Consider the following 14,764-nt stretch of genomic DNA (forward strand, 5'->3'; position numbering starts at 1 on the left):
ATGCGATGCCAGGGAGGGAGTTGATCCATTTTTTTCCGACGCCGTAATGACTGGTGCGCCACGACGGATGAGCACGTTTTGCTCAAGCACGAAGACCATAATCAGCTTGCAACCAGTGAATCGCTAATGCGGACGCATGTAATCTGCATTTCAGGGCGACTTGTCGTGAGCAAGCCCCCTCTCCAACCTACCCATAGGTTTTGAAGGATAAATAGCACCTATGCACAACTCCAACCTCTGGTTCCAGCGCTTTCGCGACGACTTCATCCCAGCGATCCAAAGAGTCCAAGACGTGTTCCTGCTAAGACTGCAGCCAACGTTTCTCTCAATCGAGGCAGAAAGTGAAAAGCTCGAGAATGATCTGTGGGAGGACGCTATGAACCAGCCGTACTACGGCGACTACCAGGATGAAGGTGACATAGCTGAGGCCGTCAGAGATGCGTCCGTGTCACACTACATGGGGCTCAAGGGCATGGAGCGCGCTCTTCCTATACCACCTATATGAACAGCAGGTGATGCTGTTTCTGCGCCAAGAACTGCTCGGGTGGCGAGAGAAAGACAACAGGAAGCTCTATACGCACGAGGAAGTACGCAAACGCCTCGGGCTCGTCAATGTGGACATCACGAAATTTGTCTGTTGGCCGAAGCTTGAGGAGCTCCGGCACTTGGCGAACTCGATCAAACATGGAGAAGGCAAAAGCAGCGAAGAGTTACTGAAAACAGCTCCTCACCTGTTCGAAATAGGCGGGCGGGCCAGCGGATGGCCTATCTCTGGACGTGTCTACACGCCGCTGCTTGGGGAGGACATCTTTGTCAATCCCGCACACATCGGTGAATACGTTGGCGCGCTTAAGCAGTATTGGATGGAGCTGGGGGATGCGTTGGCTAAAGAAGCCTGATCGCCCCGCCAAGAGTTCTCCGGGAGCTTCTAGGTTGGGGAAATTGATGGCTGCTTTTCCTATTATGTAGTGCTCGTACGAAACGCTTCAAGGTCAAAATCAAGCATACATCGGCACATCAAACGAAATAGCGTGCAAATCATGCAGCCACATCTCCGATTTTGTGGCTGCACTGCAAGCTATCGTGTCATCTATCCCCTCCTGCACCAGAGCGAGCGCCGAGTGGAGGTACTCAACCTCAATGATGGGCTCGATTCTCACGCCGGCCAGCCTTGCCCGCTCATTGAGTTGACGCCGTGCGGGGTCTGTTTCCGCATAGTGTGCGTCATAAAGCACGAGCGGGATCTTGGCAAGGGCAACGCAGTACGGGTTGATCTCGGCTCGTTCCTGAGATGCCGTAACGTAGAGCACCTCATCAGTAAGCGTCTGCCAAAGTCACCTTGTATGACTCAGAACGGTATAAGCAGTCCTTCAGAAAGCCGTAGGACGGCTGATAATCCATGGCCTGACCTCATCCGGCGTCATGAAAAGCCTCGTTTATCGCGTTGAGCAAAGTAGCCCTTATAGGCGCGTCACCCTCTCACCTACCAATCCTCAAATACCCGAAAGTCATTCTCTCGGGCATTTGAGCATCCGGTAAAAAAACTTGTAACTCAGTTCACCTTGAACCGTTCCACCAGCCCCTGCTGTTGCTCGGCCAAGCGGGCTAACTCGCGGCTGGTGACGGCGGTTTGTTCAGCACCGGCGCTGACCTGGATAACCAGAGTGTTGATGTCGTTTACGTTGCGGTGGATCTCCTCGGCAACCTGACTCTGTTGTTCTGCCGCCGAGGCGACCTGTATGTTGCTGTCGCTGATGGTCGCGATGCCCTCGGCTATTTCTTCTAACAACTCCCCTGCGCGCACTACGTTGCTCGCGCCTTCTTGAGCCTTCCCTAGAGTTTCCTGCATGGAAGTGGCGGCACGGTCGGAGCCGGATTGCAGATTGGCGATCATCTTCTGGATACTGACGGTGGAATCCTGAGTCTTTTTGGCCAGATTCCGCACCTCATCGGCGACCACGGCAAATCCACGACCCTGCTCACCGGCACGGGCAGCCTCAATGGCAGCGTTCAAAGCTAGCAGATTGGTTTGCTCTGCTACACCACGAATCACATCCAAAACCGAGGAGATGGAATAGCTTTCACCCTTGAGCTCCTCAATGATTCGGGATGTTTGTTCGGCCTGAACCTCAAGCCCTTTGATCAAGCTGATGGTGTTCTCGATTTCAGCCTTGCCCTGCATAGTGCTGGCATTAACGCGCTGCGACATCTCTGCGGCGTCGGTAGTGCTGCGCGCCACGTCTTTGACCGTGGCGCTCATCTCGCTGATGGCAGTGACCACCTGATCGGTGCCTTGACGCTGCTGGACGACGTTATTGCTAGTTTGCAGGGCCACAGCCGAAGACTGCTCGGCGGCGGTCGCGACCTGCGCCGTGGCACTCCCGATCTCACGGATCACTTCACCGATCTGTATGGCCATGTTATCCAGGTTACGCGAGATCTCGCCAAACTCGTCTCTGCCGGTGTAACGGGTTCTGGCAGTTAGGTCACGCGTGGATAGCGAAATAAGGGTGCGGTTCACGTCGACCACAGCGATTTTGATATTGCGAATAATCACCGAAGCGAGCCACAGCACCGCAATCAACATCAGAATGACGGTGGCTATTGCGACATACAGACTGCGCTGGGCATCGGTACGCGCGACATTGGCTAGGCTCACGACCGTCTGGCCCAGTTCAGCCTCGACCTGAGCCATCATGTCGATACGGCTGGTGGAAAGGTTGAACCAGTCTTCGGGTTTGATATTAAGCGGATCGCCTAGAGGCGTATCAAATCCGAGTTTTTGCAGGCGAGCTACATCGACGGATGCGGGCTGTTGTAGAACCGCATCCAGCTTATTTTTGAACACGGCAGGAGCCCAGCGTTGAAAGGCCTCGAAATAGCCGGAGAACTCGCCCATGTTGCGGCTGAAACGTGACAACAGCGGCGCATCAAAACGGTTTTGGTTGAATGCCAGGCCAAGGAGTACACGCTCTCGACCAGAGCGCTCTTTCATGTCTACGAACTGATTGAGTGAACTCAGCCCACGCAGGATTTCCGGATCCTCAATGCTGGTTTCCAGTGAGTAAGAGAAGCCGATCAAATTTTTGATAAGATCGGTGAATCGGGTGCCGGACTCGCCGTTATTGATTGCGAGCGTGTCCACCTGCTGACGCAGTCCGGCCAAACCATCAATTGCGCGCAGCATCTTGTCAGGCGCGATAAGACCCTCGGTCGATTGCGCATGCATCGCGCTCACCGCACGGTCGGTTTCTTGGCGTAAGACTTTCAACTTGTCCTGCATCGTCTTACCACCGCTGCCCAGAAACACGCCGCTTGCGCCGCGCTCACGCTGGATAGTGGTTACTACGTCACTGAGTTTCTGCGCGGTGCCGGTAGCGGTGACCGCTCGGTTCATCTCGCTCAGTGTCTCTCGTTTGTCAGCTACAAAAATCCCGGCGAAGACCAGAAAGCCCAACAGGGGAAACATCAAAATAAGCAGTAGCTTTGTACTCAAAGGAGCATTTCTAAGCATGGCAGGCCTCAGGGCTTGAAGATGTTGTTTAAAGCTATCCAAGGCGAACGTTCTATGAAGTCGACGTCTGATAGAGCCCAGGATGGTTCAGTAGTAGCCTGCCGTAGCCAGTTTTTTCTCCGTTCGGAATGTTTCGGCTGAAACCAGCAAAGCTTTACCTGTACCCGTGTATCGATAGGGGCCTAGGTACCGAGTAGGTGGGATCTTTAGCTAGTACGAAGCGTTGACATGGCAAAGCGGACTGCGAAAAAAAAGGCCCTCATTGAGGGCCTTTGCGTCTGCTAACTGTAATTCACTTCGAAAGCCAAGACTCTACGACATCCGAACCATGCTCATTTTTCCAGGCTTTAAGCAGCTTGTGATTACCACCTTTGGTCTCAACGATCTCGCCCGAATGCGGGTTTTTGTAAACTTTCAACGAACGTGCCTTCCGAGTACCCTTCTCTGCAGGCGCAGACAACGGAGCCGATTTGCCACGCTTAGCAGCCGTAGGATCAAGCAGATTGATTACGTCACGCAGGCTGTAGCCGTACTCAGCCAGCAGACCGCGTAGTTTGCTCTCAAACTGCATCTCGGCCTGCAAGCCAGAATCGGATTTCATCGACTCAAGCGCAGCCAGTTGAGCAGCCAGATCTTGTTCGAGTTTGCGAAATTGTAAGCGTTCGGCGAACTCACCTGGCAACTGAGTGCGCCCTAAGGTTATGCATAACAAGTCTTATACCTATCCAAGCCGTTCTCATATGCTTGCGACTCGGGAAATATGCCAACTGAAAACGCTGGGATCTGTTCGCAATGCGAAGTACGGGATGCCAGACGGAGGCTACGTTGATTCAAGCTTTTATGGTTGATGTGGATGGTGTCGTCGTTGATGGTCGCCCCTCCGACGGTGAGGGCTGGGCTTCATCTCTTGAGGAAGATCTCGGGCTAGCAAGCTCAGATCTCCATAAGGCGCTCTTCGAGCCTTACTGGGATGCCATAGTTACAGGCAAGTTATGCCTAGAGGAGAGGCTTGAGTCAGTGCTGGCAGACATTGCTCCGAAACTTTCTCGGCATAGATTATTGAGTTATTGGTTTGAAAACGATGCTCGGCTCAACCTTGGGTTCCTGTCGGATCTGGCCCGTCATCGTCGTCGTGGTGTGAAAGTATTTCTCGCGTCCAATCAAGAACACCTACGCGCAAATTTTTTAATGAAATCGCTTGGTCTGGAGCACTACTGCGATGGCATCTTTTACTCGGCGGCGCTGTCTTGCCGAAAGCCAAGCCTTGATTTTTATAAAAAAATTACCGAACTGTCCGGATTTCTACCGGAAGAGTTACTCTTGATAGATGATACTCAAGCTAATGTTCAAGCCGCACGTGAGTCAGGGTGGAACGCTATTTATTGGACGAAGTCTAGCGACCTTGAAGCGCAGATTAGTGATCTACAAGTAATAGGCAAAGACACACAATGCCCCTCCACGGTATAGCGTGTTGAATAGAGACTGCTCTTAGCTACCTTGCTGTCGGGTAGCTAAGCAGGCGCCCATGCTGCTGGGACGGCTGGAGATACTCACCGTCCTGGTACTCGTAACACCGGTTTTTTGGAGGTATTAATCCTATCAATGAATAGGTGAATACCCATGGGCGCAAAAAAAGCCTGTCGAGCGGCTCCGCCAAAGCTGTTTGGAACGAGCTGCTTATTTGGTTAGTCTTGCGGTCAATATGGCGACTTCAAGGAAGCCCTTCGGGTGATCAAACCGATAATGCTGTTACGCCGAGGCTTCGCGTCAATGCGCTGGCGCACCAGGGTCACGTTATGGATTGCGGCAACCATTGCCGGCCTACTGGTGGTGGCTTTCGCAAGGCTGGCAGACATGGCACTGGCGCAGTTTGCTCAACAGACCGCTGAGCGAGCGTGGCTACCTTTTATTTACACCCCACTGATCGGCATGCTCGTAGTCTGGCTGACAACGCGCTTTTTCGTGGGCGCCCAAGGCAGCGGAATTCCTCAGGTAATCGCAGCAACACGACTTGCACGTCAAGGTAAGCCCATTAACAGACTGGTTTCACTGCGCATTGCTTTTGCCAAGATAAGCCTTGGAACTCTAGCACTGACCGGCGGTTTTTCGGCGGGGCGTGAGGGGCCCTCAGTTCAGGTTGCGGCATCCATCATGCACTTCTTTCACCGTTTCTTGCCCAATGCGCGAATCGTACGCAGCGAGGATCTTATTCTGGCGGGAGGTGCAGCGGGTATTGCGGCAGCATTCAATACGCCCCTGGCAGGGATAGCATTCGCGGTAGAAGAGCTGGGACGCAAGCTGGAAACCCGTACCAGCGGCGTTCTTCTTAGTACCATCATCCTATCTGGGATGGTTGCCATTGCCTTGCAGGGAAACTACAACTATTTCGGTCACTTCGGCATTCAGGACATCAACCTCGACATAGTCGTCCCGGCATTAGTCATAGGGATTGGATGTGGGCTATTGGGTGGTTTGTTCAGCCGAATGTTGTTATGGCCGCAGCGGCATCCACACCTCATGATCTGGCAATGGCGGCGCCTGCACCCGGTGTGGTTTGCCGGCATCTGTGGATTGGTCGTCGCTATATTGGGGTGGCTGAGTGGTGGAATGTCGTTCGGTAGTGGCTACGGCATTACCTCTCAGGTCATCGCATCCGATTTAGTCCTGCCATGGCACGCGCCCATTACTCGCTTCCTGGCGACCGTAGTGACCTATTTCTCTGGTATTCCAGGCGGTATTTTCGCCCCTTCGCTCGCTGTAGGGGCTGCAGTCGGCGCCAATACCGCAGAGCTATTTCACTTGGCCGCTCCGCCCACCATTGCTCTCTGCATGGTTGGTTTTCTGGCTGCCGTTACTCAATCGCCAATAACCTCCGCAATCATTGTGATGGAGATGATTAATAGCCACAGCATGGTGATCAGTCTCATGGCGGTAGCCCTGATCGCCAAGGCTGTCAGTTCAAGAATGGGCCCTGAGTTGTATCAGCAGTTGGCGCGAGGCTTTCTCGAGAGTGCAGAACCTGCCACTAAGCCAAAGATTCCTACTCGATAAGCCTACCGCTTGGTCGTTCTAGCCAGTGAGCTCAGTTTATCCTTCTCATGCTGCAGCGCTAACGTGTCCTCTGCACGAGTGATAAGAAGATCCACGTGCCTGCCGCATGCATCCTTAAAGATCGCTGGGTTTATTCCAGCGAGACTGATGCACCTGCATAGCTTTGCCTTTCAGTGCAGCGTTGGCAATGGAAGAAGATCGTAAGCGTCCGGGGAAGTCATCTATCCGATCCCTGCAATGACTGGATGTGTATGGCAACGTCTTTCAGCAGGCTTTTGAGTAGGTATTCACCCATTCCTAGCCCGCAGAAACTATATTCGCTAGCTCTTAAATCACTGTCGATTTCTCGGTGGAGACGTCGGTGTAGTCAGCTTACGATAGCGCGCTCTGCATCTGTCTTTTCTCACCGGGGTACCACTGAATGACGCCACTAAGTGCGGTTTTTCGCAACCTTCACCAAGATAATTTGTTGGTACTCGCCAACGTGAGCGATGCTGGCAGCGCACGTATTGTCGAGAGCGTAGGGAGTAAGGCAGTCGCGACCAGCAGCGCCGCCGTTGCTTGGGCGCATGGATACCAAGATGGCAATCAACTTCCCCTAAAACTGCTGACTACTACAGTTGAGTCAATGGTTCGAGTGCTTACAGTCCCCCTCACGGTCGATGTCGAAGGGGGCTATTCCGACGACCTTGAGTCGGTTGCTAAAGTTATTGAATGCGTAGTTAGGGCTGGAGCCGTTGGAATCAACATTGAGGACGGAACAGGCAGCACTGATCTGATTTTGCGAAAAATCGAAGTGGCAAATAAGGTAGCAAACAAGCATGGAATAGACTTGTTCGTGAACGTACGAACTGACGTTTATCTGAGATGTTTGGTAGAGCCAGCGCGACAATTGCCAGAGACCCTATTCCGTGCATCGCTGTTCGAGCAAGCAGGTGCAGACGGCATTTTTGCGGCTGGAATGGTTGAGGAAAACGACATTGCTACACTGTGCGAGGCAACGCGGCTACCCGTCAACCTGCTTGCCTGGAACGGCCAACCCGGCATGGATGAATTAACGAGTCTAGGCGTCAAACGGCTAAGCGCTGGTTCCAGCATTGCTGAATTCTTATGCGGCGCCAACAAGGCGCTCGCCAAGAGCTTCTTGCGAACGGGAAAGCTTTTCGAGTATCCATCGGACGCATATACCTACAGCGACCTGAATAACCTTATGGCAGCAAAAAAACACCTAAGCGAAAAGTTATCTTCGCCCTATTAATCTGTGATCCGCATGAAAATCGCCGCTGTTTTCCGCACCTCGAAAGCGATTTTCACACCCATTCGAGGACGAGGCTACGCTCTAATGAGATCTTACAATCACGCTCTTCCGCCCAGAAGCGAGATGGTAAATGCGATGCTATGCAGCGATACCGCCTATGAGGGCGTTTTTTTCACTGCTGTCAAAACTACAGGTATTTTTTGCCGCCCTACATGTGGTGCACGTAAGCCAAAGCCCGAGAATGTAGAGTTCTTTTCGCAGGCCAACGAAGCCATGGCTGCAGGTTATCGGCCTTGCTTACGATGCAAGCCATTAGATCTCGCGGCTTCCGCGCCAGATTGGGTCAAGGGGCTACTGGCCTCTGTATCTGCATCACCTGACGCTCGCTGGAGTGATGCTGAACTAACTACGCGTGGTATCGATCCGTTACGCTTACGCAGGTGGTTCAAACAAAATTTTGGCATGACTTTTCATGCATGGATGCGCTCTAGAAGGCTCGGTGTCGCCCTAGGCCGGATTTCTTCGGGCGAAACCCTGGATAACACAGCATTTGACTTAGGATACGAGTCATTGAGTGGCTTTAGGGATGCTTTCAAAAAAACATTTCAAATGCCCCCCGGTAAGGCAACTGAAACGTCCCTCCTGCTTTATCGCCATCTGACTACACCGTTGGGCCCAATGATTGCCATGGCAGAGGAACGAGGTTTGGTACTCCTCGAATTTCTTGACCGTCCAGCGCTAACCGCTGAATTAAACGAACTGCGTGGGCGTCATGGGTATTCAATTGCGCCTGGCGAGCATCTCCACATCAAGCAAATCGAAGTGCAACTAAAACTTTATTTTGAGGGAAAGCTAAAGAAATTTTCAGTACCGCTCCATATGCCAGGCAGTTCTTTTGACAGGCTTGTGTGGGCAGAGCTTTTAAAAATCGACTATGGAACCATTTCAACCTACGGTGCCATCGCTGGGGCCATCGGTAAGCCAGGTGCAAGCCAAGCAGTGGGCAATGCAAATGGACACAATCGCTTATCCATTATCGTTCCCTGTCACCGTGTCATAGCGACGAATGGAGCACTCGCCGGATATGGCGGAGGACAGCCCCGAAAAGAATTTTTACTGCGTTTGGAGAAGACTGCTTTGCAGATAACTCAACAGGACGAATTCCTGTTGGATTAGCTGCTAATCGGAACATATGCAGACACAACTAAAGAGTTCCGGAAACAGCCCCTCCGAACTCCAGAACTAATGGCGTAAGTCCCCACGTGTCAGCAGGTTAATTCCACATCACCTATTTCCCAACGGTGCTGGATTGAGTGATACGCGATGAGACATCCCGGGCTAACCACAAGACGTGTTGGACAGAACCTTACGATCAGCTATTGTCGCACCAGTTTAAGCTTGGCTTCTAACGTATCAGCGAGCGTTCTAAATGCAATCAATACTACGCTTCAGGACTATCACGTTTGGTCTGATGCTTTTTGCAAGCCAACCCCGTGCAGACTCACTGGTAAGCGAAGAACAACTCTTACTGCCCATCCAGGTTGACTCACATATTGAGAAAATCGAAGCATTAATCGTTCGTCCCGTAAAGGAGGGTAAGTACCCCATTGCACTGATTGTTAACGGCTCGGCGGCAACATCTCCGTCCGCCGCACATGCCGATTGGCTTGCTCATATCGCTCACGACTTTGCGCACCGTGGCTGGCTTGCCGCATCTATTGTATGGCCCGGCTATGGTCGTTCGACCGGAAACTTCATGAATGAAGGGGGAACTTGCACCAATCCCAACGTGGCACGATTTCTCGATGCGCATGGCAGAGAGCTTGGCGCCGCATTGGCGGCTGTGCGTGAGCGTCCAGATGTAGATCCATCCTTGGCAGTAGGTGTTGGTATCTCTATCGGCGGAGCGTCAATGCTAGACCTCGCGGCTCAACCAAGTCACCCATTGACGGCGGTAGTTAACATCTCTGGCGGCGTTTACCACTACACAAATGTGGGCTCTGCGGACTCTAATTGCTCGTTATATCAAACTGATCTTGTGCGAAACCTCACGAAATTTGGCAAAGGCAACCCAACGCCAACGCTCTGGATTTACGCCGAGAATGATCCGTTTTTCAGCCCAGATCTTGTAGGTCGGATGATCGCGGGCTACCGCTCGGCGGGAGGTAATGCTGAACTGGCGCTGCTACCCCCATTCGGTAGGGATGGGCACTCGCTCTACAAACAAGAGGCCAATACCCTTTTAAAGCCTCATATCGAAGATTTTCTCAGGAGCAACCGGCTTCCTGCCATGGACGACAGCGCATTAATGCTGCTGCTTTCGAAGCTGGCGCCCGAAGACCGTGCGAGCGCTGAGGCTTATCTTCAGAGCGTTACCGAGAAAGCCATGGCCATGTCCAAGGAAAGTAGCAGCATTTACTGGTACTACGGCGCGCGCTCACTCAAGACAGCACGAAAGCAGGCGCTTAGAAATTGTCGCAAGGCAACTGGCAAGCCCTGCCAGCTCGTTGCGCAAAATATGGAGTTGATTGATGGCTGGCAAGATGTGGTTTCCCCATCGGAGAAATGACGAGCTGCTTGGCGTATCGACCATATCGCACTGAGTAACCAACGCAAGCGGAGCGCGCAGGCTGGCACAGCCGAAGGCGTGAAGGATGGACGCCCGCAGGGCCGAGATACGGCGGGACGCGGGAGCTCGGTTCGCCACAGCCTGCCCGCGCACAGCGGCTCGCCAACTGAAGTAAGTCAGTCAGATCTTGCGGCCCGACTCAGTAGCGCTAGAGAAGCCACCAACCCCACATCGGTAAACTCCCAAATTTTCCCACCAGGATAAGCAATCAAAATGGGGAGTGTATCGTAATGATAAATTGCGACTGCTGCTTTGCCAGCTCAGCGATACCTCCATTGCAGTGCGCCAGAGTAGTAGAGCACTGATCACAAGGTAGTCAGGCGATTAAGCTGCTCAACCGAAGGAAATCCCAGTGTCCGATAGCGACGTGGATAGCCCGCTTCTGTAGCCAGCAGATCGCCAAGCTCGGATTCAAGTTCACTCCAGGAGACGGTTTTGACTGTCGCTTCCCCACCCTCAACAGGTTCAACCAACGCGACGCGATCTGTCTTGGGCAACAGCGTCAGCACACCTTTTGTCCAGGCGCTCATCGATACCGTCTGGTTTGGTTGGTCAGCCATTTGGAAGAGGTTGTAGGAGGCGACGAAGATGTCGATGCCCTTTTCCAGATTGAGCTTGTCGAGCAACTCTTTCTGATTGGCATAATTACTCTGCAGCAGCAAATGCTCCAGTGTAACCAACCGACTGCTGACCCCTTCATCATCACAGTTAAACGGTATGATATCGCGACCTTCGTAGGTGTAAATATCGGTAGAGACAGCACGCCCCCTTTCAAGAGCCTGGAAAGCAAGCTCTACCATCTGACGAATTCCCTGTTCGTCCTTGTCTCCAGTGACCATCAGGACGTCTCGACTGGGCACCATGAACACTGGCCGACCTTTAACTGGCACGCGCTGAAGGACATCTGGCAACAACACCCTGCTGGTGTCGTACCCATCCGCCCACTCCCCAGCGTATAGGCCTGGAATAATCTCCCCGAAGGCTTCGTTTGTCGTATCACGCAGGTTCTCGATGGAGATCTTTACCGCCTCTTCCATCGTCACACCCCAATGTGCTTCGGGGCCATTGGTAAGGGTGGCAGTGGACTCGGGCGAATCGACAGCAAGCAGAATAACGCAGTCTCGGCCCAAAGGCTGTGAAACATAATCGTACTGCTTGTCGCCATTTTTACGGGCGTGTTCCAGTCGAATTTCTTCAAGCATGGCAAGGTTGCGAATCACCGGACGCAGCTGTGCTTTGACATTATCAAACACAGTCTCGGTTTTTCTACCCGCCTCTAACAGCGTCGATACGTATCCGGTCAGAACGGCGGATTTCTGTGCTTTGTCTGCATTTTGATAGTCGCGAAAGGCATTATGGAGATTGAAGTACGATCCATCCCCATGGCGGATGCGGAACTCGTTCTTCTCAAAATTCAGATTCTCGCTGAATCCAGCTTTACGAGTCGAATCCATAAATTTTTTGGCAAATGCTTCATCAGTTAGCGGTCGATTGAAAAATTTGTCGAGCAGGGAAAAAAGCATGTACAGAATCCTTTTTGTCAGCAGGCAATTGTAAACAGCGGGAATTGGGCAGGCTTAAACTTGTTCAGCGCTTGGGACGGCTGCTCTCCATATCGACAGCTATCAGACGAAATTGACGTTACGTAGCGGAAAACGAGCAGCGCCAATCATGTGCCTGATTGTAGTGGATGTGTGGATACTGCCCTCCTACGAGGCGGCAAAAAGCTCCAGACCTCTCACAAGCTTTGTTAACTATTCAGCCGGACTTTGGATGCGACGAAGCTCACTCCACGTAACGGAGCCAAAGATGCGTCCGACCGGAGATCGCCTGCGCAACTTTGGAAACACGTCCCTGTAGGTTTTCATCGCTAGTGTTATAGAGCGCACAGAAGTCTTTGGCTACGACGTTAGCAAGTGATGTATCAGGCGGTTCAGCACGAATGAAGCCGATGTAAGAAGCACCTACGCCCATCAACTCATAGCCATGCGCTTCTGAAAAATGACGCGCAACGGCAAAGTTTTTCGCGGGATCCAGATCCGAAGTGAAATAGCCATTCGGAAAAGCCGCGAGTGCCTGGCAGGACTGCTGAACGGGTACCAGGAGCGCTGAAAGAGGCTGCTCTAGAAGAGAGATAGGGTTGTTCTGGTAACCGATCCACTCCTGGAGGGCCTGCTGATCTAGCGTCAAACCATGAGTACAAGCATCCTCGAAAGACGTGGCTGCAACCAGGGTCATGAAATTGCGAAGACAGATTGCGAACTCCTCTTTTGTAGTCGGATAGCCTATGTATTCACCATTCTCAAAGCACTCTGGAGGCAAGCCCGCTATGTCCTGCTCCGATGCATCGTCCATCCCTAAATTATTGCGCACATGTCCCGAGGTGTAGCGGGCTTGGTGCAGATCATCGAGCGAGAACAGAGGTTTAAAGCCTGGATGCGCCTCAGCAATCTTACGACGAGCTTCGGTCAGATCGTCAAAGCTGGTAATCCCGCTCACGCCGTACTCATCGCATGTACCTACAGACGGATTATCACGCTTGCCGTTACCGCGAAATTCGATATCCATAAACCGTGGCCTGCTCCATTTTGGTACTGAATTGAGTGAGTAATCCTAAGCGTTTCAGGATCATCATTGAAGGTCTGCCGCCAAGCGACAATAAGTCTTCCTGCCATCACATAGCAGCGCGCTACGCTAACTTTGACGTTCGCACTTCGAGGTAATGTTGATGTCCGAAACTGGCCTACCATGCAATTTCTAATCGACTCAGGGAAGAACTGATGACTACAGATCCGTTATGTCTAGTCTTTGTGCCGGCTCTGGCGGCAGTGCTGCAAGCCGCCGAGGATAAAAAGGGCCAGCCGCTTACCGAGATTGAGGTGTGTGAAATCCGAGACAGATCCACCTGCATCGCTTTGCCTTTTAGCGCAGCCTTGGCAGTGGAAGAAGATCGTGGTTATCCAGACATCGTCGCGGAGGACTGCTGGAATGAATGGCAACGTCTACGCTCCCAGTGATTTGCGCCTGTACCAAAACAATGCAGCCCTTATGTGATCAGACAATCATCCGACTGTAAGCAACCGTTGCTCTCTGTCGGCCACGAGACGCTGATAGCACACCGAGTACCTCCCTATCTGCCAAAAGTGAGTCACCCCCTCATGAACGAAGGTTGGCAAAACGACGACTATTTCATCATCTTCACGGAGGATGAGAGCTTAGCTGCCATGAAGGCCTACGGATTTGATCATCATCTTCCGGGGTACACGCTATTAGGTCTAAGAGGGTGGGACGACTTTATCGTCATCAACTCTTCCGGAGTAATGTTTACCATTCCGACGCTGCCACTCGATGCGTCCTATGCCGCGCCGTTTGCCCTTCCCCAGCAGATTTCCCTTGAGCCGGACGAGCGTTTCGCTGGCAAGATCAAGTGGTATACGAAGCCCTTAGTCTTTGGGGGCGACCCGGCGGACAAAACAAATTTTGCATGGATCACTCACGAGCAACATGCTGAACTTGTCATCTGGTGGAACGAACAGTGCAGGAGCGCCAAATCACAGAGCTAGTGTAATTTGCCCATAAAGCGGAAATCGCAACACATGCTCAAATGGCGTACTGAGGCACTCACGACTAGCCGAGACCCTATTTTTTTACCAGAGCTGCTGGGTGCTATCGATGAGTGTCCGTCTCCTCAGCCGGATAAAACTCGCCTTCCTTCCCCATCTTTTCCAGCCGTTCGCGCACCATCAACTCAACGTTGGCCACAGCAGCGTGATCGCCAAGGTTGACCACCTTCACGCAAAGACGTCTGACGTTGTGATCGTGGGTGCCCTCGCTCATCATCTCGTGGGTGAAGACCTGTTCGCCACGCCATAGGCATAGCTGGGTATGAGTCCCGCCGAGCCATATCTCGTTGATTGATCTCAGGTCAGTGGTCGCCAGTTGATCGACGGTGATTGTCTTATCCATTGCACTGTACCTTACCCGTGAGTAGGCACAGGTAGACATACAGGCATAGCGGGTCGTTCCAAGCGTCTGCAGCTCAACCGCGCCAATGGTGGAAAGTACGCCCCGGATCAACGTCGGACAATTGAAGGCGCAAGTACGAACAGACAAGGGGAATCCCATGACTGACCCGCCTGGTTTTACATGCAGATGGCCGCGCTTGGATAAACCTTAACCCACCCTCCCCTGTCCAATACTGCCAGCTCAATAATCAGCACAGCACGGAAGAAAAGCACTGGCTTCAGACGCATTCCGGCACAGTGCACGACGGCGTGCTGCCTATGGAACGACTGACAGCTATCGGCCAAAA

14 protein-coding genes are annotated in these 14,764 nt (G+C 52.5%); 9 read left to right on the forward strand and 5 right to left on the reverse strand.

The genetic code is table 11. The annotated features are described in order from the left end of the window. Positions 1-220: 220 nt before the first annotated feature. Together ASE80_RS13480 and ASE80_RS13485 are read left to right on the forward strand one after the other, a co-directional pair. On the forward strand, positions 221-505 hold the full coding sequence (locus ASE80_RS13480) for a hypothetical protein (protein WP_056859357.1): 285 nt from the start codon (positions 221-223) through the stop codon (positions 503-505). 7 nt (positions 506-512) lie between these two features. Further along, positions 513-899 carry a hypothetical protein gene (locus tag ASE80_RS13485; RefSeq protein WP_162238849.1) on the forward strand — a complete coding sequence of 129 codons (387 nt, stop codon included), beginning with the start codon at positions 513-515 and terminating at the stop codon, positions 897-899. A 653-nt stretch (positions 900-1,552) separates the two neighbouring features. Here ASE80_RS13485 and ASE80_RS13495 read toward each other — a convergent pair. After that, entirely contained in the window at positions 1,553-3,469 is a 1,917-nt protein-coding gene (locus tag ASE80_RS13495) for a methyl-accepting chemotaxis protein (RefSeq protein ID WP_056859360.1), read from the reverse strand. Between the two features lie 337 nt (positions 3,470-3,806). Then, positions 3,807-4,196 (reverse strand): histone-like nucleoid-structuring protein, MvaT/MvaU family, encoded by a 390-nt coding sequence (locus tag ASE80_RS13500; RefSeq protein ID WP_034103374.1) that lies wholly within the window; start codon positions 4,194-4,196, stop codon positions 3,807-3,809. Positions 4,197-4,339: 143 nt separating this feature from the next. On the opposite strand from ASE80_RS13500, the gene ASE80_RS13505 reads away from it, so the two are divergent. From ASE80_RS13505 to ASE80_RS13525, 5 genes are all read left to right on the forward strand, one after another. Continuing rightward, a complete protein-coding gene (locus tag ASE80_RS13505; protein WP_201784831.1) occupies positions 4,340-4,981 on the forward strand; it encodes an HAD-IA family hydrolase in 642 nt (213 codons plus the stop codon). A gap of 261 nt (positions 4,982-5,242) precedes the next feature. After that, positions 5,243-6,565, forward strand: a complete 1,323-nt coding sequence (locus tag ASE80_RS13510; RefSeq protein ID WP_056859362.1) for a chloride channel protein — start codon at positions 5,243-5,245, stop codon at positions 6,563-6,565. Positions 6,566-6,986: 421 nt separating this feature from the next. Then, entirely contained in the window at positions 6,987-7,823 is an 837-nt protein-coding gene (locus tag ASE80_RS13515; RefSeq protein WP_056859363.1) for an isocitrate lyase/PEP mutase family protein, read from the forward strand. Between the two features lie 84 nt (positions 7,824-7,907). Further along, positions 7,908-8,999, forward strand: coding sequence for a bifunctional transcriptional activator/DNA repair enzyme AdaA (locus ASE80_RS13520; protein ID WP_012723700.1), 1,092 nt, complete (start codon positions 7,908-7,910; stop codon positions 8,997-8,999). A gap of 253 nt (positions 9,000-9,252) precedes the next feature. After that, positions 9,253-10,392 carry a hypothetical protein gene (locus ASE80_RS13525; RefSeq protein ID WP_056859364.1) on the forward strand — a complete coding sequence of 380 codons (1,140 nt, stop codon included), beginning with the start codon at positions 9,253-9,255 and terminating at the stop codon, positions 10,390-10,392. 365 nt (positions 10,393-10,757) lie between these two features. Here the strand turns inward: ASE80_RS13525 and ASE80_RS13530 are convergent, their stop codons facing one another. Both ASE80_RS13530 and ASE80_RS13535 read right to left on the reverse strand, forming a co-directional pair. Further along, a complete protein-coding gene (locus ASE80_RS13530; RefSeq protein WP_056859365.1) occupies positions 10,758-11,975 on the reverse strand; it encodes a DUF1444 family protein in 1,218 nt (405 codons plus the stop codon). 262 nt (positions 11,976-12,237) lie between these two features. Further along, positions 12,238-13,020: a DUF4253 domain-containing protein gene (locus ASE80_RS13535; protein WP_056859366.1), complete on the reverse strand. Its 783-nt coding sequence runs from the start codon at positions 13,018-13,020 to the stop codon at positions 12,238-12,240. A 212-nt stretch (positions 13,021-13,232) separates the two neighbouring features. Here ASE80_RS13535 and ASE80_RS13540 point away from each other — a divergent pair, with 212 nt between their 5' ends. Continuing rightward, positions 13,233-13,469 (forward strand): hypothetical protein, encoded by a 237-nt coding sequence (locus ASE80_RS13540; RefSeq protein WP_056859367.1) that lies wholly within the window; start codon positions 13,233-13,235, stop codon positions 13,467-13,469. Positions 13,470-13,610: 141 nt separating this feature from the next. Beyond that, on the forward strand, positions 13,611-14,015 hold the full coding sequence (locus ASE80_RS13545; RefSeq protein WP_236708831.1) for a hypothetical protein: 405 nt from the start codon (positions 13,611-13,613) through the stop codon (positions 14,013-14,015). A gap of 103 nt (positions 14,016-14,118) precedes the next feature. On the opposite strand, the gene ASE80_RS13550 is transcribed toward ASE80_RS13545, so the two are convergent. After that, positions 14,119-14,418 (reverse strand): hypothetical protein, encoded by a 300-nt coding sequence (locus ASE80_RS13550; RefSeq protein ID WP_056859369.1) that lies wholly within the window; start codon positions 14,416-14,418, stop codon positions 14,119-14,121. Positions 14,419-14,764: the final 346 nt, after the last annotated feature.

Source organism: Pseudomonas sp. Leaf15 (assembly GCF_001421425.1).
Lineage (GTDB): Bacteria > Pseudomonadota > Gammaproteobacteria > Pseudomonadales > Pseudomonadaceae > Aquipseudomonas > Aquipseudomonas salomonii.